The sequence below is a fragment of the Streptomyces mesophilus genome, from assembly GCF_011044995.1.
In the GTDB taxonomy this organism is placed as follows: Bacteria; Actinomycetota; Actinomycetes; order Streptomycetales; family Streptomycetaceae; genus Streptomyces; species Streptomyces mesophilus.
Map to the genome: position 1 here is coordinate 14,120 of NZ_JAAKZW010000076.1, position 18,819 is coordinate 32,938.

13 protein-coding genes and 1 pseudogene are annotated in these 18,819 nt (G+C 70.8%); 6 read left to right on the top strand and 8 right to left on the bottom strand.

Annotated features, from left to right (window positions below; genetic code table 11):
- Window positions 1-36: 36 nt before the first annotated feature.
- Both G6045_RS19285 and G6045_RS19290 read left to right on the top strand, forming a co-directional pair.
- The gene (locus G6045_RS19285) at window positions 37-2,148 is read left to right on the top strand and encodes an FG-GAP repeat domain-containing protein (protein ID WP_165333239.1); all 2,112 of its coding nucleotides are present in this window, start codon (window positions 37-39) and stop codon (window positions 2,146-2,148) included.
- 65 nt (window positions 2,149-2,213) lie between these two features.
- The gene (locus tag G6045_RS19290) at window positions 2,214-3,437 is read left to right on the top strand and encodes a cytochrome P450 (protein WP_165333240.1); all 1,224 of its coding nucleotides are present in this window, start codon (window positions 2,214-2,216) and stop codon (window positions 3,435-3,437) included.
- 1 nt (window position 3,438) lies between these two features.
- Here G6045_RS19290 and G6045_RS19295 read toward each other — a convergent pair whose 3' ends face one another.
- Window positions 3,439-5,052, bottom strand: a complete 1,614-nt coding sequence (locus G6045_RS19295) for an ABC transporter permease (RefSeq protein ID WP_165333241.1) — start codon at window positions 5,050-5,052, stop codon at window positions 3,439-3,441.
- On the bottom strand, window positions 5,049-5,960 hold the full coding sequence (locus G6045_RS19300; RefSeq protein WP_165333242.1) for an ABC transporter ATP-binding protein: 912 nt from the start codon (window positions 5,958-5,960) through the stop codon (window positions 5,049-5,051). The genes G6045_RS19295 and G6045_RS19300 overlap by 4 nt, the downstream gene beginning before the upstream one ends.
- 93 nt (window positions 5,961-6,053) lie before the next feature.
- On the opposite strand from G6045_RS19300, the gene G6045_RS19305 reads away from it, so the two are divergent.
- Window positions 6,054-6,566 carry a GbsR/MarR family transcriptional regulator gene (locus G6045_RS19305; RefSeq protein WP_165333243.1) on the top strand — a complete coding sequence of 171 codons (513 nt, stop codon included), beginning with the start codon at window positions 6,054-6,056 and terminating at the stop codon, window positions 6,564-6,566.
- Between the two features lie 85 nt (window positions 6,567-6,651).
- Here the strand turns inward: G6045_RS19305 and G6045_RS19310 are convergent, their stop codons facing one another.
- Window positions 6,652-7,491: a diacylglycerol kinase family protein gene (locus G6045_RS19310; protein ID WP_165333244.1), complete on the bottom strand. Its 840-nt coding sequence runs from the start codon at window positions 7,489-7,491 to the stop codon at window positions 6,652-6,654.
- Window positions 7,492-7,674: 183 nt separating this feature from the next.
- Here G6045_RS19310 and G6045_RS19315 point away from each other — a divergent pair, with 183 nt between their 5' ends.
- Window positions 7,675-8,958 carry an adenylosuccinate synthase gene (locus G6045_RS19315; RefSeq protein WP_165333245.1) on the top strand — a complete coding sequence of 428 codons (1,284 nt, stop codon included), beginning with the start codon at window positions 7,675-7,677 and terminating at the stop codon, window positions 8,956-8,958.
- Window positions 8,959-9,049: 91 nt separating this feature from the next.
- Window positions 9,050-9,655 (top strand): Uma2 family endonuclease, encoded by a 606-nt coding sequence (locus G6045_RS19320; RefSeq protein ID WP_165333246.1) that lies wholly within the window; start codon window positions 9,050-9,052, stop codon window positions 9,653-9,655.
- A gap of 48 nt (window positions 9,656-9,703) precedes the next feature.
- Here G6045_RS19320 and G6045_RS19325 read toward each other — a convergent pair whose 3' ends face one another.
- Entirely contained in the window at window positions 9,704-10,534 is an 831-nt protein-coding gene (locus G6045_RS19325) for an oxidoreductase (protein ID WP_165333247.1), read from the bottom strand.
- A gap of 97 nt (window positions 10,535-10,631) precedes the next feature.
- Here G6045_RS19325 and G6045_RS19330 point away from each other — a divergent pair, with 97 nt between their 5' ends.
- Window positions 10,632-11,528: a LysR family transcriptional regulator gene (locus G6045_RS19330; protein ID WP_165333248.1), complete on the top strand. Its 897-nt coding sequence runs from the start codon at window positions 10,632-10,634 to the stop codon at window positions 11,526-11,528.
- Between the two features lie 15 nt (window positions 11,529-11,543).
- Here the strand turns inward: G6045_RS19330 and G6045_RS19335 are convergent, their stop codons facing one another.
- The 4 genes and pseudogenes from G6045_RS19335 to G6045_RS19350 form a co-directional block, all read right to left on the bottom strand.
- A complete protein-coding gene (locus G6045_RS19335) occupies window positions 11,544-14,021 on the bottom strand; it encodes an MFS transporter (RefSeq protein WP_165333249.1) in 2,478 nt (825 codons plus the stop codon).
- 72 nt (window positions 14,022-14,093) lie between these two features.
- Window positions 14,094-15,974, bottom strand: a complete 1,881-nt coding sequence (locus G6045_RS19340) for a serine/threonine-protein kinase (RefSeq protein WP_165333250.1) — start codon at window positions 15,972-15,974, stop codon at window positions 14,094-14,096.
- A gap of 283 nt (window positions 15,975-16,257) precedes the next feature.
- The gene (locus tag G6045_RS19345; protein WP_165333251.1) at window positions 16,258-17,769 is read right to left on the bottom strand and encodes a substrate-binding domain-containing protein; all 1,512 of its coding nucleotides are present in this window, start codon (window positions 17,767-17,769) and stop codon (window positions 16,258-16,260) included.
- A 161-nt stretch (window positions 17,770-17,930) separates the two neighbouring features.
- Window positions 17,931-18,819 (bottom strand): annotated as a pseudogene (locus tag G6045_RS19350) (serine/threonine-protein kinase); the annotation flags it as partial.

Below are 18,819 nucleotides of genomic sequence, written 5' to 3' on the forward strand. Positions count from 1 at the left end.
TCTCGCCATGCCTTCATCGCGGTTCTCGGAGGATGCATGCGAAGAATGATCGTCACGGCGCTGGTGCCTGTGCTGGTCCTGGGGGGTGTCGGTGCGCTCGAGCTGACAACTGCGCCTGCTGCGGTCGCCGTCGATGGCCAGCTGAGGGTCTGGGAGGTGCCCAAGCAGCTCTCACCCAGCGACTCCGGCGCGTACGTCGAGGAGATGCTGACCCTCGAGGACGGTTCGACGGTCCTTGTCTGGCAGCAGTTGCAAGGCGGTGCGAGTTCGGCCCTGATGGCGTCGGTGCGCCCTGGCGGCAGTGAGGTATGGGGCGCTCCGCAGGTGATCGCCCATGTGGCATCCGCCCACTCTCCGCAACCCGCCGTCACCGAGGCATCCGACGGCTCCGTGACCGTCGCGTGGGAGGACCTCGGGGGCAGTTACGCGGTGCACGCCTCCACTTTGGCGGCTGGCACATCCACTTGGTCCACGCCGGTGAAGCTCGGGCCTGTCAGATTCGAAGTGGGGGAAATTCGGCTGGCATCAGGCCCAGATGGCCGGATCGTGGCCGTATGGACATCGCAGGAGTACCAGTCGCGCGATGTCTACTTCGCCGAACGTGACCCGGCCGACGGGGCGTGGTCCCCGCCGACGCGTTTCGGCAGCGGCACAAGGGGCGTGAACAAGTCGGATCCAGGCGTCGAGATCGCTGAGGACGGCGCCGTGTCGATTGTCTGGCAGGAGTCGAACGGCAGCGCGATCGAGCTGCAGGAGTCCAGCCGCGCGGCGGGCGATGAACAGTGGACCGATCCGCGGACCCTATCGAGTCCCGGGAAGCGTGCCTTCAAACCACAGCTGACGGTCGCGCCCGATGGGACGTTCGCGCTGGCCTGGTGGGAACAGGGCCCGGACACCGACGCGGCTCTCCTGTTCGCGCGCCGCTCCGCCGGCAGTACGGAATGGGGCACCCCTGAGACGGCCGCTTCCGGACGCGCGTACGTAGCCCAGATGTCCCGCCCTCTGTTCGGCCCGCAGGGGGAGATGACCGTCGTCTGGGTAGACGGCGACCCGTCAGCGAGCCAGGGCCTGAGAGCGGCCACCCGCTCTTCCTCGGGCGCCTGGGGCACGACGACTGTGGCGAACGGCCCGTTGAGTCTGGATTCCGATGCCGTGATCGGGGCGGACGGCACCGTGCAGGTGGGCTGGGGGCAGGGCGTCGGGGACGACCGAGCCTTCACGACAGCGGCACGAGTGAACGGCGTCTGGAGTGCGCCGAAGACACTTGCCGCCAACCCCGGCGGCCCAGCCGAGGGCGTGGTCACGGTGGCCGCGGACGGTGAAGCCACTGCGGTATGGAAGGACGGCGGTCTGTGGACCTCTACCACTGACCTGGTCACCCCTGCCCCCAGTCGCGACTACGTAGGCAAAGACAAGATCGCCGACCTCTACACCGTCAAGACCACCGGCGAACTCGGCATCTACGGCGGCACCGCCACCGGTCGTGTCTCCTCACCCGCCAAGTGGGTCGCCTGGCCCACCACCTCCACGCTGGTCCCGTTCGGCGATGTGAACGGGGACGGCTGCAACGACACCTTGGTGCGCAACAGCGCGGGCGAGCTGCACTCCTACCGCGCCGTCTGCGGCTCGGTGGTCGAACCGAACAGCCCGTCCGCCCGTATCGGCTCCGGCTGGAACGTGTACAACGCGTTCACCTCGCCGGGCGACCTCGACAAGGACGGCACCACCGACCTGCTGGCCCGCGAGACGTCCACCGGCAGGCTGTGGTTCTACGGCGGCGACGGCAAGGGCGCCTTCAAGCCGCGGACCCTCATCGGCGCCGGCTGGGGCCCGTACACCGTGACCGGCACGGGCGACCTCAACGGGGACGGCATCGGTGACCTGGTGGCCAGGGACTCCGACGGAGTCCTCTGGAACTACCCGGGCAACGGCAACGGCGCCTTCGGGTCGCGCGTGCGTGTCGGGAGTGGCTGGGGCGTCTACAAGAACATCGTCGGCGTCGGCGACCTGACCGGTGACGGCAGGCAGGACCTGGTGGCCTCCGATACGCAGGGCCTCCTGTGGCGGTACGACGGTGTGGGCGATGGAACCTTCAAGACCAGGGTCCAGATCGGCTCCAGTGGCTGGCAGCACCTCAACCTGAGTTGATCCGCCAGTAGGGCGGTGCGGGCCCGGACCGAGCAGGTCCGGGCCCGTACCGCTACGTTCGGCAGATGCTGCCCTTCGCCCCGGATGCACCGGACTTCGCCGCCGACCCCTACCCCGCGTACGCCGAACTCCGCGCCGAAGGACGGGCGTTGTGGTTCGAGCCCACGCGTCAGTGGCTCGTCCCGCACCACGCCGATGTGTCCGCGCTGCTCAGGGACCGCAGGCTGGGGCGGACCTATCTGCACCGGTATACGCATGAGGAGTTCGGGCGGACGCCGCCAGCGCCCGAGCACGAGCCGTTTCACACGCTCAACGACAACGGGCTGCTCGATCTGGAGGCCCCGCGGCACACCCGGATCCGGCGGCTGGTCTCCAAGGCGTTCACGCCGCGGACGGTGCAGCGGCTTCAGCCGTACGTGGAGGAGTTGGCCGGCGAGCTGGTGGCGCGGATCGTGGCCGAGGGCGGGGGCGATCTCGTGACGGAGCTCGCCGAGCCGCTGCCCGTGGCCGTGATCGCCCAGATGCTGGGGATTCCGGAGGGCGACCGTGCGCTGCTGCGGCCCTGGTCGGCGGATATCTGCGGGATGTACGAGCTGAATCCCGACGAGGAGACGGCGCGGAAGGCCGTGACCGCGTCGGTCGAGTTCTCCGCGTATCTGCGCGAGTTGATCGCCGAGCGCCGCAAGGAGCCGGGGGAGGATCTCATCTCCGGGCTGATCGCCGCGTACGACGAAGGCGAACGGCTCAGCGAGCAGGAGATGATCTCCACCTGTGTGCTGCTGCTCAACGCCGGTCATGAGGCGACGGTGAATACGACCGGGAATGGGTGGCTTGCGCTGTTTCGGAATCCGGAGCAGATGGAGCTGATGGGCCGGATTTCGGGGGATACGGGCGCCGGTCCCGAAAAGTTGTCCACAGCTGTGGATGAACTTCTGCGGTACGACACCCCGCTGCATCTCTTCGAGCGCTGGGTCCTCGAGGACATCGAGGTGGGTGACGTACGGATCCCCAAGGGCTCGGAGGTCGCGCTGCTCTTCGGGTCCGCCAATCGCGATCCGGCGGTCTTCCGGGACCCGGACCGGCTCGATCTGACGCGCCGGGAGAACCCGCATGTCTCGCTGGGGGCGGGGATCCACTACTGCCTGGGCGCGCCGCTCGCCCGTATCGAACTCGCCGCTTCCTTCGGGCAGTTGCTGCGGCAGGCGCCTGCGCTGCGGCTCGCGGGGGAGCCGCAGCGCAAGGACGGGTTCGTGATCCGGGGCTTGGCCTCGTTGCCGGTCGAGGTGTGAGTCAGTTCTGCATGTCCCTGCGCCGCAGACCCACGAGTCCGGCGACGGTGAACGCGGCCGCGAGCGCGAGCTGGATGAGGACCGGGGTCCACTGCATCTCGTTGCCCGGCAGCTTCGGCAGGTGCTCGAACGGGGACAGGTTCATCACCGCGGACGGCAGGTTGAGCGCCGCGCCCAGCCAGCCGAGGCCCAGGGACAGGCCCGCGTACGCCCAGCCGAGGGCGGCGACCCGAGGCAGCAGTCCGTAGACGAGCACCGCGAACGAGCCGAGCAGCCAGACCGCCACTGTCTGGACGAGGACCGCGCCCAGGACCGGCCCGAAGTCCTTGCCGTAGCCGAGGGCGAGGCCCAGGCCGCCGAGCAGCATGATCAGGGCCGCCCCGCCGAACGCCACGTACAGGTGGCCCGCCGCCCATCGGATGCGGCCGACCGCGCCCGCGAGGATGGGCTCGGCGCGCTGGGAGGTCTCCTCGCCGTTGAGCCGCAGGACCGACTGGACGGCATAGAGCGCGGCGAGCATCGCCAGCATGCCGATCATCGCGGCCAGGAAGGAGTTGGTGACGCCGGCCTGGCCGCCCATGCGTTCCAGGATCTCGCGGGTGTTCTCGTTGTCGCCGACGAGATCCGCGGCGCCTTCGGTCATCGTGCCGAACATCAGCCCGGCGAGCAGGAAGCCGATGCCCCAGCCGAGCAGCGAACCGCGCTGGAGCCGCCAGGCCAGCGAAGTGGCCGTGGAGAGAGTGCCGTTCGCGGGTCCGGGGCGGGCCGGCAGGAAGCTCATGCCGATGTCGCGGCGGCCCGCGAGGTGGTACGCGACGGCGCCCTGGACCACGATCACGGCCGCGAACAGGAGCACCACCCACCAGCGTTCACCGGCGAAGGCGCGCATGTTCTCGGCCCAGCCGATGGGGGAGAGCCAGGTCAGGACGTGCGAGCCGTCGGTCGAAGCCGCGTCGCCCGCCGCCTTCAGGGCCCACGCCACACCGAGTACGGCGGCGGTCAGACCCTTCGCGAGCCGGGCGGTCTCGGTGAGTTGGGCCATCACGGCCGCCATGGTCGCGAAGACCATGCCCACCCCGCCGATCGCGAGCCCCAGCGCGAGGGCGCCCGTGGCGCCTTCGCCCGCGAGGCCGAGCGTGGTGAGCAGCGCGATCCCCGCGTTGGCGATCAGCGCCACGAGCAGCGCCGCGGTGAGCGGCGCGCGCCGCCCCACCATCGCCGACGACAGCATCTCCTGCCGCCCGGTCTCCTCCTCCTCGCGCGTATGCCGTACGACGATCAGCAGGCTCATCACGGCGGCGAACGCGGCCATGAACGCCACGTACCGCCATGCCACCAGCGCCCCGAGCGAATCGTCGAAGACCGGCCCGTACAGGGAGCGCAGGGAACTGTTCGTCGTCATCGAGGAGATGACGCCCGCCCGCTCCTCGGCTGTGCCGTAGACCGCGCCGAGCGAGCCCGCGGCACTCGCCGTGGTCCCGCCGATCGCGAGCACCCACAGCGGCAGCATGATCCGGTCGCGGCGCAGGGCGAGCCTCAACAGGGCGCCGGTGCCCGCGAGATGGCGGTTGCCGCCGGTGCGCGGAGCGAAGGTGGTGTCGGCCACGGCAGTCATCGCGCCATCGCCTCTTCCGTACGGACCTCGTCCTGGTAGTGCCGCATGAACAGCTCTTCCAGGGTGGGCGGCGTGCTGGTCAGCGTCCGTACGCCGGAGTCGGTGAGCGACCTGAGCACCGCGTCGAGCTTGTCCGAGTCGACCTGGAGGCGGACCCGGTTGCCCTGGATGTCCAGGTCGTGCACACCGGGCAGCCCGCTCAACCCGTTGGGCGGACCCGCGAGTTCGGCCGACACGGCGGTACGGGTCAGATGGCGCAGCTCGGCGAGCGAGCCGGTCTCCACGGTCGCGCCCTTGCGGATGATCGAGACGCGGTCGCAGAGCTCCTCGACCTCGCTGAGGATGTGGCTCGACAGGAGCACGGTCCTCCCGCGGGACTGCTCCTCGCGCACGCACTCCTGGAAGACCTCCTCCATGAGCGGGTCGAGTCCCGAGGTCGGCTCGTCGAGGATCAGCAGATCGACGTCCGAGGCGAAGGCCGCGACCAGGGCGACCTTCTGCCGGTTGCCCTTGGAGTACGTACGGCCCTTCTTGGTCGGGTCGAGCTCGAAGCGCTCGATCAGATCCGCGCGCCGCGCCTTGTCGAGACCGCCGCGCAGCCTCCCGTACAGGTCGATGACCTCGCCGCCGCTGAGGTTGCGCCACAGGGTCACGTCACCGGGGACGTAGGCGATACGGCGGTGGAGCTCCACGGCGTCGTTCCACGGGTCCTTGCCGAGTAGCTGGGCGGCGCCGGAGTCGGCGCGCAGGAGACCGAGCAGTACGCGGATGGTCGTGGACTTGCCGGCCCCGTTCGGGCCGAGGAAGCCGTGCACCTCGCCGGTCTCGACGTCCAGGTCGAGTCCGTCCAGAGCGTGTGTCCTGCCGAACGACTTGTGCAGTCCGGAGACGGTGATTGCCTTCGTCATGTTTCTGAACGTACGGTACTTTCAGAAATTTGTGAAGTTAAGGAAGCGTATAAACTCGGGGTCGCGCCGGTGAGCAGGGGAGATGATCGGGACATGGCCGCAGGGAACGACCGCGAGAACGAGCAGGGCGAGCAGGACGAGCGGGTGGACCAGTTCGTGGAGACCTTCGCCGCGCAGCTGGCGGAGGCCGGCATGCAGCGGATGCCCGCGCGCGTCTTCGGGGCCCTGCTCTCCTCCGAGTCCGGCGCCATGAGCTCGGCCGAGCTCAGTCGGCGGCTCAAGGTCAGCCCGGCGGCGATCTCGGGGGCGGTGCGCTATCTGGCGCAGGTGCACATGGTCTCGCGTGAGCGCGAACCCGGTTCGCGCCGTGAGCGCTACCGGGTGCACGCCTCCTCCTGGTACGAGGCGCTGACCAACCGCGACCAGGTCCTGAAGCGGTGGGAGGGCACCCTCAGGGAGGGCGTCGACAGCGTCGGCGCCGATACGGCGGCGGGCCGGCGGATGGCGGAGACGCTGGAGTTCTTCGAGTTCCTGGAGCGCGAGCTGGCGGGGCTCCTGTCCCGGTGGCGGGCGCACCGGGACGAGGTGTTCGGGCAGGCCCCGTAGCTCACCGGCCAGGCCCCGTAGCTCACCGGTCAGGCCCCGTAGCTCACCGGTCAGGCCCCGTAGCTCACCGGTCAGGCCCCGTAGCTTACCGAGGCAGCGTCAGCGCCCACGCCCCCGCCCGCACCGTCCACGTCCGCGTCCGCACGGGACCCGCCGTCAGCGCGTCCGCCCGGTAGCGGAAGTCGGGCCCGGAGACCGTGACCGACCTGGCCCTGGCCCGCAGCGCCGGCGCCGCGGCGCCCACCGACGTGGGCCGGACCTCGATCCGCGCGAAACCTCCCCGCGATGTCGCCACGGAGACGTCCTCGACCGGCTGGTCCAGATCGACGAGCGTCACCCCGTCCACCTCGACCCGCAGCCGCGAAGGCCCCGGTGAGGCGGCCGGAGACGGCCGTACGAGGGTGCGTACGAGCGACTGGCAGGTCCTCAGCGGCGGCGCCCACCAGGGGTCCGGACCATGCGCGGCGGCCGGCAGGGCGGGGATGCGCAGGTCGCCGAGGACGACGCCGTCGCTGTCGTCGACCAGGAGGTCGAGTTGCCGGGCCTCGCCGTCCAGGACCGCCGAGGCGGCGGCGACCGTGCCGGAAGGCACTCCGAGCGCCTGCGCGAGCTGGTTCAGCGTGCCGACGGGGATCAGCGAGAGGACCGACGAGGCGAGCTCGCGCTCCCGGTGCAGGACGGAGACCGCCCGCAGCAGCGCCCGGTCGTCGCCGACGACCACGGGTCTGCGTGAGCCCCGGCGCTGAAGCGCCCGGGCGAATTCCTCCGGACCGTCCGGGAGACAGATCTTCACCGATCCGCAGGACCGTGCGCACAGCACGTCCTTGGCGATACGGACGGACTCGCCGTCGCTGCGTCTGGCGGCGGGATCGATGACGACAAGGAGCGGCTGGTAGCCCTTCTCAGCGGGTGCTGGAGCCGACACCTCGGTCCTTCCTCAAGGTACGGGGTAGCATCTTTGTGCAAGAGCCCCTTGCGCTATTGCGCCAGGGGTTTCGTCTATTCCGGGGCACCGGTCCGACGTATGCGGTCAATGGAGTCCGCCAGGTGTACGTAGCGCGTACGCCCCTGACCTTGGACATGCCCCGCCCGGAAGGGGTGTACGCCTGTGCCCGCACTTGTGCTGCTCGGTGCTCAGTGGGGTGACGAGGGCAAGGGAAAGGCCACCGACCTGCTCGGCGGCTCAGTTGACTATGTGGTGCGTTACCAGGGCGGCAACAATGCCGGTCACACGGTTGTCGTAGGCGACCAGAAGTATGCGCTCCACCTGCTCCCCTCCGGCATCCTCTCGCCCGGATGTACCCCGGTCATCGGCAACGGTGTCGTCGTCGACCCGGCCGTCCTGCTCTCCGAGCTGAGCGGGCTGAACGACCGCGGTGTCGATACGTCCAAGCTGCTGATCAGCGGAAACGCTCACCTGATCACGCCGTACAACGTCACGGTCGACAAGGTGACGGAACGGTTCCTCGGGAAGCGGAAGATCGGTACCACCGGTCGCGGCATCGGCCCGACGTACGCGGACAAGATCAACCGCGTCGGCATCCGCGTGCAGGACCTCTACGACGAGTCGATCCTCACCCAGAAGGTCGAAGCGGCTCTCGAGGTCAAGAACCAGCTGCTCACCAAGCTGTACAACCGGCGCGCGATCGAGTCCGGCAAGATCGTCGAGGAGATGCTCCAGTACGCGGAGCAGATCAAGCCCTTCGTCGCGGACACCACGCTGATCCTGAACAACGCCATCGACGAGGGCAAGGTCGTCCTCTTCGAGGGCGGCCAGGGCACGCTCCTGGACGTGGACCACGGCACGTATCCCTTCGTCACGTCCTCGAACCCGACCTCGGGCGGCGCGTGCACGGGTGCCGGTGTCGGCCCGACGAAGATCTCGCGGGTCATCGGCATCCTGAAGGCGTACACGACCCGTGTCGGCGCAGGACCGTTCCCGACCGAGCTCTTCGACAAGGACGGCGAGGACCTGCGCCGCATCGGCGGCGAGCGCGGTGTGACCACCGGCCGTGACCGCCGCTGCGGCTGGTTCGACGCCGTGATCGCCCGCTACGCGACCCGCGTCAACGGCCTCACGGACTTCTTCCTCACGAAGCTGGACGTGCTGACCGGCTGGGAGCAGATCCCGGTCTGCGTCGCGTACGAGATCGACGGCAAGCGCGTCGAGGAACTCCCGTACTCCCAGACGGACTTCCACCACGCGAAGCCGATCTACGAGTACCTGCCGGGCTGGTCCGAGGACATCACCAAGGCCCAGACCTTCGCGGACCTGCCGAAGAACGCGCAGGCGTACGTGAAGGCCCTGGAGGAGATGTCGGGCGCGCCGATCTCGGCGATCGGCGTGGGCCCGGGCCGGACCGAGACGATCGAGATCAACTCGTTCCTGTAGGCGTTCACTCGATAGGGCGGGTCGCATCGGATGCGGCCCGCCCTTGTCATATGCCTGGGCACACTGGCGTCCGTCGGGAAGGGAGTGCAGCATGACGGCTATGGCAGAGCACGCGTCCAGGGCTTCCCTGATGTCGGTGGAGGAGTTTGAAGCGCTCGCGGCTTTCGCCGGGAGAGAGCTCGACACCGTCAGGCTGGAGTTCATCAACGGACGGGTCGGGTTCAAGGGCATGACGGACGGCGATCACAACGAGATCATCCGGTGGCTCCAGAAGCGCTGTATGCAGGCCCAGGCCGACCTTTGGCTGTACGCGGGTGGGGAACTCGGATTGAAGGTGGAGGCATACCGCCAAGGCCGGGCCAAACCGGATGCGGTTCTGGCTCCGGAGGAGTCGTTCGCGGGGCAGGGAGACTGGGCGGACTGCACGCCCGTGCTGATGGCCGTCGAGGTCACCTCGTACGACTCGGACACCGACCGGAGAGACCGTAAGGAGAAGCCTCTCGCGTACGGCGAGGCAGGCATCCCCTTCTACTTGTTGATCGACCGCGACCAGTGCACCGTGACGCTGCACAGCGGTCCGGACCCCGATGGCGGCTACCGCGACACACACAAGGTGAAGTTCGGCGGGCAGCTCACCATCCCCGACCCCGTCGGCATCACCCTCGACACCGAGATCCTCAAGAACTACGTCCGCTGACGCGGTGCGGGCCCCATCCCGGCCGGGATGGGGCCCGCACCGCGCAGCTCACACGTCGAACGTCGTCTCCCGGCCCACCTTGTCCCAAGCCGTGAGGTCCGCGCGGACCTGGTCCAGGTGGCCGAGGATGGTGTCGATCGAGTCGCCGCCCAGGGCCAGCCGCAGCGGGGTCTCCTCCGCGTTCAGGGCCGCGAGGACCGCTGCCGCCGCCTTCGCCGGGTCGCCCGCCTGGGTTCCGCCGCCGGTCTCGACGTAGGCGCGGGTCGCGCCGACCGTCGCCTCGTAGTCCTCGATCTCGCCCTTGCTCAGGGAGTGGTTGCCGAACAGGCTGGTGCGGAAGGCGCCGGGTTCGACGATCAGGACGTCGATGCCGAGCGGCTTCACCTCCGCCTGAAGTGCCTCGGACAGACCCTCCAGGGCGAACTTCGTCGCGCTGTACGCGCCGAAGCCGGCCATCGACATCTGCCCGCCCACACTGCTGAGCTGCACGATCGCGCCCGAGCGGCGGGCGCGCATGTGCGGGAGCACCGCACGCGTCAGGGCCGCGGGTCCGAAGAAGTGCACGTCGAAGAGCGAGCGGAGGTCGGCGTCGCTGTTCTCCTCGACCGAACCGACGTGGGTACGGCCCGCGTTGTTGACCAGGACGTCGATGCGGCCGTGGCGGGCCACGATGTCCGCGACCACGACGCTGATCGCGTCCGTGTCGGTCACGTCGAGGGTGACGGCCTCGACCTGGTCCGGGTGGGCCGCGACCAGCTCGTCCAGGGTGCCGGTGCGGCGGGCAGCGGCCACGACCACGTCGCCCGCGCCGACCGCCGCCTCGGTGAACGCCCGCCCGAAACCGCTGTTCGCTCCCGTGATCAGCCAGACCTTGCTCATGTTCCCCAACCCCTTCAAGTGGCTTTCCTCGGTACGGAGTTCAGCCTCTCCCAGCCACCCCTTCCCCGTCCAAGACCCACCGTGATAACCATCGGTTATGGACGTACACGGACGGGATCTGCGCTACTTCGTGACGGTCGCCGAGGAGCTGCACTTCACGCGGGCCGCCGAGCTGCTGTACGTATCGCAGCCGGCGCTCAGTAAGCAGATACGGGCGCTTGAAAGGCAGTTGGGCGCCCCGCTCTTCGAACGGGACCGGCACGGGGTGCGGATCACGCCGGCGGGTGCCGCACTGCTGCCGCACGCACGGCGGGTGCTCGCGGAGTGGGACGCGGCCTCGGAGGCGGTCGAGTCGGCGAAGCGGCGGCAACGGGCCACGCTCGTCGTCGGGATGAGCCACAGTCCGGCGCGCGGTGGGCTGCGTCCGGCGATCAGGTCGCGGTTCACCGAGGCGTATCCGCGGGCCGAGGTGCGGATGCGGCAGGTCAGGTGGGAGGACCCGACGGCGGGGCTCGCGGACGGCTCCAGCGATGTCGCCTTCGTGTGGCTGCCGTTGGCCGATGCGGAGCGCTACCGGTGGGTGGTGCTCGCCACCGAGGCGCGGCAGGTCGCGCTGCCCGAGGACCACCGCCTGGCGGCGCGCGAGCGGATCGCCTTCGCCGACCTGCTCGACGAACCGTTCCTCGCGCTGCCGCGTGAGGCGTCCGAACTGCGCGACTACTGGCTCGCGTCGGACGAGCGCGGGGGCCGGCCGGTGCGGATCGGCGCGGAGATCGCGAGCGTCGACGAGACGTACGAGGCGTTGGTGGACGGGCGGGGTGTGTGTCTCGTGGCGTCCGGGAACGTGCCGTTGGTCGCGCGGGGCGGGGTGGTGACGCGTCCGGTGGACGGCGTGGCGCCGAGCCGCCTCGCGCTGGCCTGGCGGGCGGACGACTCCCGGCCGCTGGTGCGGGCGTATGCGGAGGCGGCGCGGTTGGCGGTGGCCGGCACCTGAGTTCCTGGGGTCCGCTCAGCGCCGCGGTCCCGCCGCCTCGTCCCGCGCTGTGATCAGCAGGCTCACCAGGGCGGCGAGCAGCATGCCGCTCGCCGACCAGGCGAGGGCAGGGCCGTAGACGTGGGTCAGCTCGTCTGTGTCGGACATGAAGAACGTGGTCAGCATGCTGCTGCCCGCAGCGAAGCCGAGCTGCTGTCCCGTGAGCACGGCCCCCGCGCCGCCGCCCGCGTCCTGAGCGGCGAGACCGCGCGTGGCGGTGGTGAACAGGGGCGCCAGGGCGAGGCCGAGACCGAAGCCGGCGAGCAGCAGCCCCGGCAGCAGGCCGAGGGCATAGCTGTCGACTGCCGGGAAGGCCCGCAGCAGGAACAGACCGAGCGCGGCGAGCAGCAGCCCCGGAGCGATCAGCGCACGTGGCCCCGCCCGCAGATGCAGCTGGGGCACCACCATGAGGGCGCCCACGGCGACGGCGCCGGCCAGCGGGATCAGGGCGGCGCCCGCGCCCAGGGCGGAGAGGCCCAGGAGCGACCGCAGATAGGTGTTGACCGCCGGCACCAGGGTGTTCATGGCGAAGCCCGCCAGGAGCAGGGTGCACACCGCAGCGATGCGGTCGCGGTCCCGGAGCACGTACGGGGGAAGAAGCGCGGCGGACGTCCGTGTCTGCGCCCACAGGAAGACGACCAGCAGCACCACGCCGCCGCCGAGTGTGGTGAGGACAGTCGGATCGCCCCAGCCGAGATCGGGGCCCTTGCGCAGGCCGTAGGCCAGGACCGCCATGGCCGTGGCGGCCAGCAGAACGCCCGGCAGGTCGAAGCGGCCGCCGCGGCGCAGCGGCAGGTCGTGCACCCGGGCGGCCACCCCGGCCAGGACGACCAGGGCGAGGATCGCGATGAGGAAGAAGGAGATCCGCCAGGTCACCGCTTCGGCGAGGGCGTCGCTCGGCAGCAGGACGAACGCCTCGCCGCCGATGGCGACCAGGACGTACACACCGAACGCCCGCGCGCGTTCCCGCGCTTCGGTGAAGTGGGCGGCCACCAGGCCGAGCGCCGCGGCGGAGATCAGGGCGGCGGCGGCACCCTGCAGACCCAGGGACACGGCGACGGCGATGGCGGAGGGCGCGAGGGCATCGAGTACGGCGGCGGCCGCCATGCTCGCCAGGCCGGTGAGCAGCATCGGTTTGCGGCCGATCCGGTCCGCGAGGTGCCCGGCGGCGATCAACAGCCCGCCGAAGGCCGCCACTTGCGCGTAGTAGCCCCAGTCCAGGTAGCTGCTGGAGATGTCGAGATCGTGGAACTGCTCATTCTGTGCCGCGTTGGAGACCGCCCAGGTCAGCAGCACGAGCAGCTGGGCCAGCGCCGCCCACGTGAGCACCTTCCAGCGCTGCGGGTGCCGGCCCGGGACGTCGTCGGCCGGTCCGTAGGGCGCCGGCGGCCCGACGGGAACCGGCGGAGGCCCGAACCCCTGGGCCGGGCCGAAGCCCTGCGGTACGCCGTCCGCGGGGGTCGTCGGGGTGTACGCGGGCGGCCGGGCCGGGACCTGCGGCCGGGGGGCGGGCGCCTGGGCCGGTACCTGCGGTTGGGCGGCCGGCACCCGGGTCTCCGGCGCGAAGTCCAGCAACTGGGCAGCATGCCGCCCCAGTTGGGCGAGCACAGTCCCCGGCAGCCACTCCCCGGCCCCCGTCCCGGCCGTCCGTTCCATGACGGACGCGGGTGTGGGCCGCTGGGACGGATCCTTGTGCAGACACTCCCGTACGAGTGGAAGCAGTCCCTCCGGGACGCCGGTGAGGTCCGGCTCCTCCTCCGCGATACGGAACAGGTGGGCGTTGAGCCCGGTCGTACCCGCGCCGAACAACAGCCGCCCCGTCGCCGCGTACACGAGCACCGCGCCGAGGCAGAACACATCGCTGGCTGGGGTGAGTTCGAGCCCGCGGACCTGCTCGGGCGACATGAACCCGGGCGACCCGATCAGCATCCCCGTATGCGTGAGCAGACTGTCCGAGGTGAGGCTGTCCATCGCGCGGGCGATGCCGAAGTCGATGACGCGCGGGCCGTCCACGGTCACCAGGACGTTCGACGGCTTCAGGTCGCGGTGGATCAGACCGGCGCCGTGCACCGCCGTGAGCGCCTCCGCGAGACGGTGCGCCAGGACCCGCACCGAGGACTCGGGCAGCGGTCCGAAGTCCTTGGCCACCACGGTCGTCAGGTCGGGCCCGGGGATGTACTGGGTGGCCACCCACGGGACCGCCGCGTCCGTATCGGCGTCGAGCACATCGGCCGTCCACGCACCCCCGACCCGCCGCGCCGCCGCCACCTCGCGCGCGAACCGCCGCCGGAACTCGGGGTGCGCCGCATGCTCGGCCTGCACCACCTTCACGGCGACGGTGCGGCCGGCTTCCGAGCGGCCCAGATAGACCAGCCCCATGCCGCCCGCCCCGAGGCGGGCGATCAGGCGGTACGGGCCGATGTGAGTCGGGTCTTGTGTGATCAGCTGGTCCACGGGAGGACCGTAGACGACGGTGCATCCTCCAAGAAGACACAGGCGTACGACAGTTGACGTTCCGTTACAAGGTCACTCCGCCCGCACCAGCTCCGCCGGCTCGCTGCCCGGACCCCGCCAGTCCTCGACGAGCAGCTTGCCGCCCGCGTACGGCGTGACCCGTTCGCTGTTCCGTGCCCCGCAGTCGCCGCCCGCGGGCTTCGACGAAGGCCCGTACACCAGGCCCTTGTCGACCGAGGCGAGCACCTGGGTGGTCGTGCACGGTGTCCCGTAGCGCTTGTCGACCACCGTGATCCTCGCCGTGCCGACCGCGCCCGCCTCGATCGTGAACCAGATCTTGTTCCGGTTCCCTTCCATGTCCAGGGCCTGCCACTTGCCGGCGTACGCGTCCGGTACGGAGGTCCCCGCGCGGCTGAGCCGGACGGCGCCCGCGGACGACTTCAGGTTCAGCACATCCGTCGAGCCGATGGTCAGCGACATCTCGGTCGGGAACTCGCACTTGGCCGGGTTGCGCTGGAGCGGCAGGTCCCCGCCGTTCAGCTCCAGGGTGGAGGCGTCGGCGGAGACCGCGACCGACTTGCGCACGCACATCCAGTCGTTGCCGACGTCCACCGAGGTCGCCACCGTCTCGCCCTCGCGGCCCGCACCGATGTCGATACGGAGGATGCCGCCGCCCCCGGGCAGCTCGCCCTCCCAGCCGCCGACGAAACCGTCGGCGCCCCGGCCGTCGCCGCCCGAGCCCCCGGACGCGCCGCCTTCCGCGCCGGACCGGGAGGCCGAAGGGCCGGGCGACTTCTCGCCCTTCCCCTTGCCCTGCGACGGCTTGGACGAGGGCGGCGCGGACCCGGTGGGGGACTGGCTCACCCCGCCCGCGCCGGACGGCCCCTTCGCGTCCGTGCGGTCTCCGCTGTTGTCGCCCGGATTCAGTACGTACGCCAGTGACGCGGCCGCGCACACGGCCAGCACCGCTCCCGTCGCGATCAACCCGGTGCGCTTCTTGCGCTCGCCGGGCGGTGAGGGCGTCGGCCCGGCGGCCGGCTCCCGCGCGGGCACCTCCGCCGCGAGGAGCGCCGAGGCATGCTGGGCGAGCAGCGCGAGTACGGGCTCCGGCAGCCAGGACCCGAGCGGATCGGGGTTGGTGAGCTCCAACAGCCTTTCCGCGCCCGGCCGTTCACCGGGCTCCTTCCTCAGACACTCCCGTACGAGCTCGAGAATCCCCTCCGGTACGCCCTCCAGCTCCGGTTCCTCGAAGGCGACCCGGAACATCAGCGCGTGCGCCCCGCTCTCACCGCCCTCGAAGGGTCCGCGCCCGGTCGCCGCGAAGACCAGCGCGCACCCGAGCGAGAACACATCGCTCGCCGGTGTGAGCCGCGCGCCCCGCACCTGCTCGGGGCTCATGAAGCCGGGCGACCCGAGCACCGCACCGGTCTGCGTCAACTGGCCGCCGGTGACCGTGTCGAGCGCGCGGGCCACACCGAAGTCGATGACGCGGGGGCCGTCGGCGGTGACGAGGATGTTGGAGGGCTTCAGGTCGCGGTGGATCAGGCCGGCGTCGTGGATGGCGCGCAGGGCCTGGGCAAGGCGGTTGGCGAGGATCCGCAGCGAATCCTCGGGCAGCGGCCCGAACTCCCTTGCCACCAGCGCCTGGAGCGACATTCCCGGGATGTACCCGGTGGCGACCCACGGGACCGCCGCGTCCGTATCGGCGTCGATGACAGGGGCGGTCCACTCGCCGCTGACCCGCCGCGCGGCGGTCACCTCGCGCGCGAACCGCTCCCGGAACTCGCTCTGCCCAGCCAGCTCACTGTGCACCAGCTTCACGGCGACGGTCCGCCCGGCACCGGCCCGCGCGAGAAACACCCGTCCCATGCCGCCGCTCCCGAGCCGGCCGATCAGCGTGTACGGACCGATTCGGCCCGGCTCGTCCGGCGCGAGGGGTTCGAGACCGTCCATGGGCTACTCGGCCCGGTCGGCGAGGGCGGCCCGGGCGGGGGCGGCGACCGTCGGATGGGGGTCCTCGGGGTGCTTCGCGTCGCGCTTACGGGTCACTTCGCCTCTCCTGCCAACTGCTCGGCCAACTCAGGTGACTTGCCTTGCACCACCGGAGAGACGAGCGGTGCGGGTCCGCGGTTTCAGGCAGCGTCATGGGTGACCGCGAGCCTCGCTCGACGCCGCGTACAGGGGAGGCCGGATGCGACCGGGGCACGTCGCCGACGGGCTCACGGCCCCGACCGGTTCACGACCCGCAGATCTTCAGGCCCTCCGGCGTGTAGCAGGGCAGATGCCCGTGCGTGCGGACCACGTCCTGGCCGCTGCCGCGCATCGCGTAGTTGAGGAAGCTCGACGCCAGGGAGTCGGCCGGCGGGCGGCCGTACGTGTGGGCGTACTCGATCTCGCGGAAGGGGTACGCGCCGTCGATGGCCGGCCGGTGGCCGGCCAGGGTGAGGTGGCGGACGCCCTTGGTCGGGGTGCCCGTGCGGAGTTCGCTGTAGCCGATCGCGCCCGGGATGTCGGCGACGGTGGCCAACACCTGGTCTGTGGAGTCGAGTTCGCAACGGAACACCCTGGCTCGTCGGTCGCTCTTCTCGTGGCAGTCCGCGGAGGACTCGGCCGGCTCGAAGCCGTGCAGGATACGGCGCTGGAAGACGCCGCGCGTACCGGAGTTGGAGTTGCGGCTGGCCAGGATCACCGGGAGGTCGGCGCCGCCAAGCTCGGACCAGGTGCGGATCTCACCCGTGTAGAGGCGGCGGACGTCGCGCAGGGAGAGGTTCCGCACGCCCACCTTGTCGTTGACGACCAGCGCGAACGCCGAGACCGCGACGCGGTTCTCCGTCAGCTGCTCGTCCTCGGCGGACTTGGGGCCGTCGGAGAGGGTGACGAGGGCGGGTGAGCCGGTCTGCTGCGACTCGCCCGCTTCCTTCAGTTCACGGATGCCGGCCGCGCTGCCCCGGGCGTCGACCGTGATCTGCGAACCGGGGCAGTCCTGCTCGTACTTGGCTGCGAGCTCCTCGGCGACCGGCTCGAACGCCGTCGAGCCGACGACCTTGAGCGAGCCCTTCTCACAGCCTATGGGCGGCGGTGTCTCACCGCGCACCATCACCAGCGTGGAGAGCGTGATGACGCAGGCCGTGAGGAGGACGGTCAGCACCCGGGCCGGTCTGCTGAACAGGGGCGGGGTGTCGTCGAGGGTCGTGGACCGGGTCTCCACGACGTCGCCGTCCACCAGATCGCCGATGATGCGCACCGGGCTGTCCGTGGCGCCGCCGCCGAGCAGGATGAGCAGCTTGAAGTGCTTGCCCTTGTTGAGCGGTACGCGCGGGATGTACAGGCGGTTGCCGTCATGGCGCAGTCCGGTGGCGGCCGAGAAGTGGCCCATCATGTGCTCGGTGCGGGGCGGCAGGGTCACCGCGATCCCGCGGACCGTCCGGCCCTCGAACTCCGCGATCAGACCGTGCAGTTCGGCGCTGTCGTAGTCCTCGCGCCCGATCGCCTGCGAGCCGTCGTTCTCGAAGCGCAGGAGGACGAGGGTGGCGTCCGCCATGCCGCGGGTCTCGTTGAACAGGCCCAGGCGTACGTTCGCCTGGCCCGCCGCGCTGTTGTTGCCGATCGGGGTGTCGAGCTGGACCCGGTAGCCGATGCGTTTGCGCCGCGGCACCCGCCGCTCGTACCAGAGCACACCGGCCGAGGCGAGCACCCCGAGCACGGCGGTCCCGACGGCGATGACGTTCTCGGTGCTCAGCCACTCCATGCTGCCCTGCCTCGGCTCCTCGCACGTGCGTCCGTACGGCGGACGGGGTCACACCGTACGAAGGCAGGGCGGGCGATGGGGGCGGGGATCCGGAGCTTCGGCTGATGTTTGTGGCGTGTTCAACTACGCGGATTCCGGAGCCGGTTGGTCACCCCGGCCGGTCACCCCGTACGCGTATACGTGAGAGGTTCACCGCCGCTGCCGATCAGCTCGCGCGAGAGGTGGGTGTCGTCCGTCAGGCGCAGCTCGCTGGTCTCGCCCGGCTTGCACTCCGACGCCTTGCCGAAGGTCACCTCGGACGGGCTGAGGACCAGCGCGTTGCCCGCCGAACGCAGCGTGGCGGTCCAGCGGCAGTCGTGCCCCGGGCCCTTTCCGGTGAGGCTCATGACCGTGTCGCCCGCGTTGCCCTGCTGGATCTTCAGCACGCGGGTGTTGACGCCGCCCTCGGACTTGAACTCGGCCTCCCACGTGCCCAGGAACTCCTGGGGGATCTCACCGTCGGCAGGCGGTGACTGCGTGGTCGGAGCCTGGGAGGTGGGCGGCGCGTCCGTGGTCGCGGGCGGGGTGCTCGGGTCCGAAGTCCCCGGTGTGGTGGGGGCGGTCGGGGTCGAGGCGCCCCGGTCCTTGCGGTTGCCCTCGTCGCCCTTCATCACGGCGTACACCGTCCCGCCGGCCCCGATCGCCACGATCACGGCCACGGCGACGAGCAGCACGGTGGCGCGGCTGTTGCGGCGCGGCGGTGGTCCCGGCGGACCGTAGGGCGGGGTGCCGCCGCCTCCGCCGCCCGAGTGCCAGCCGTCGTGCGGGGCGAAGGGCGGGCCGGGCGGCGTGTACGGCTGCGCGGCGCCGCCCGGGTACGGGTGCCCCTGGGCGGGCGGCTGCGGATGTCCGTACGCGGGTGCGTGGCTGTGCGGGGGCGGCGCGGACGGTGTGGGTGCGTGGCTGTGCGCGGGCGGTGCGGCCGGTGCGGGTGCGGGTGCCGCGTTCTGGCCGACGATCACGGTGGGCAGGTGGTCGACGCCCGCCTCGCCGGGAGCGCCGGGGGTGGGC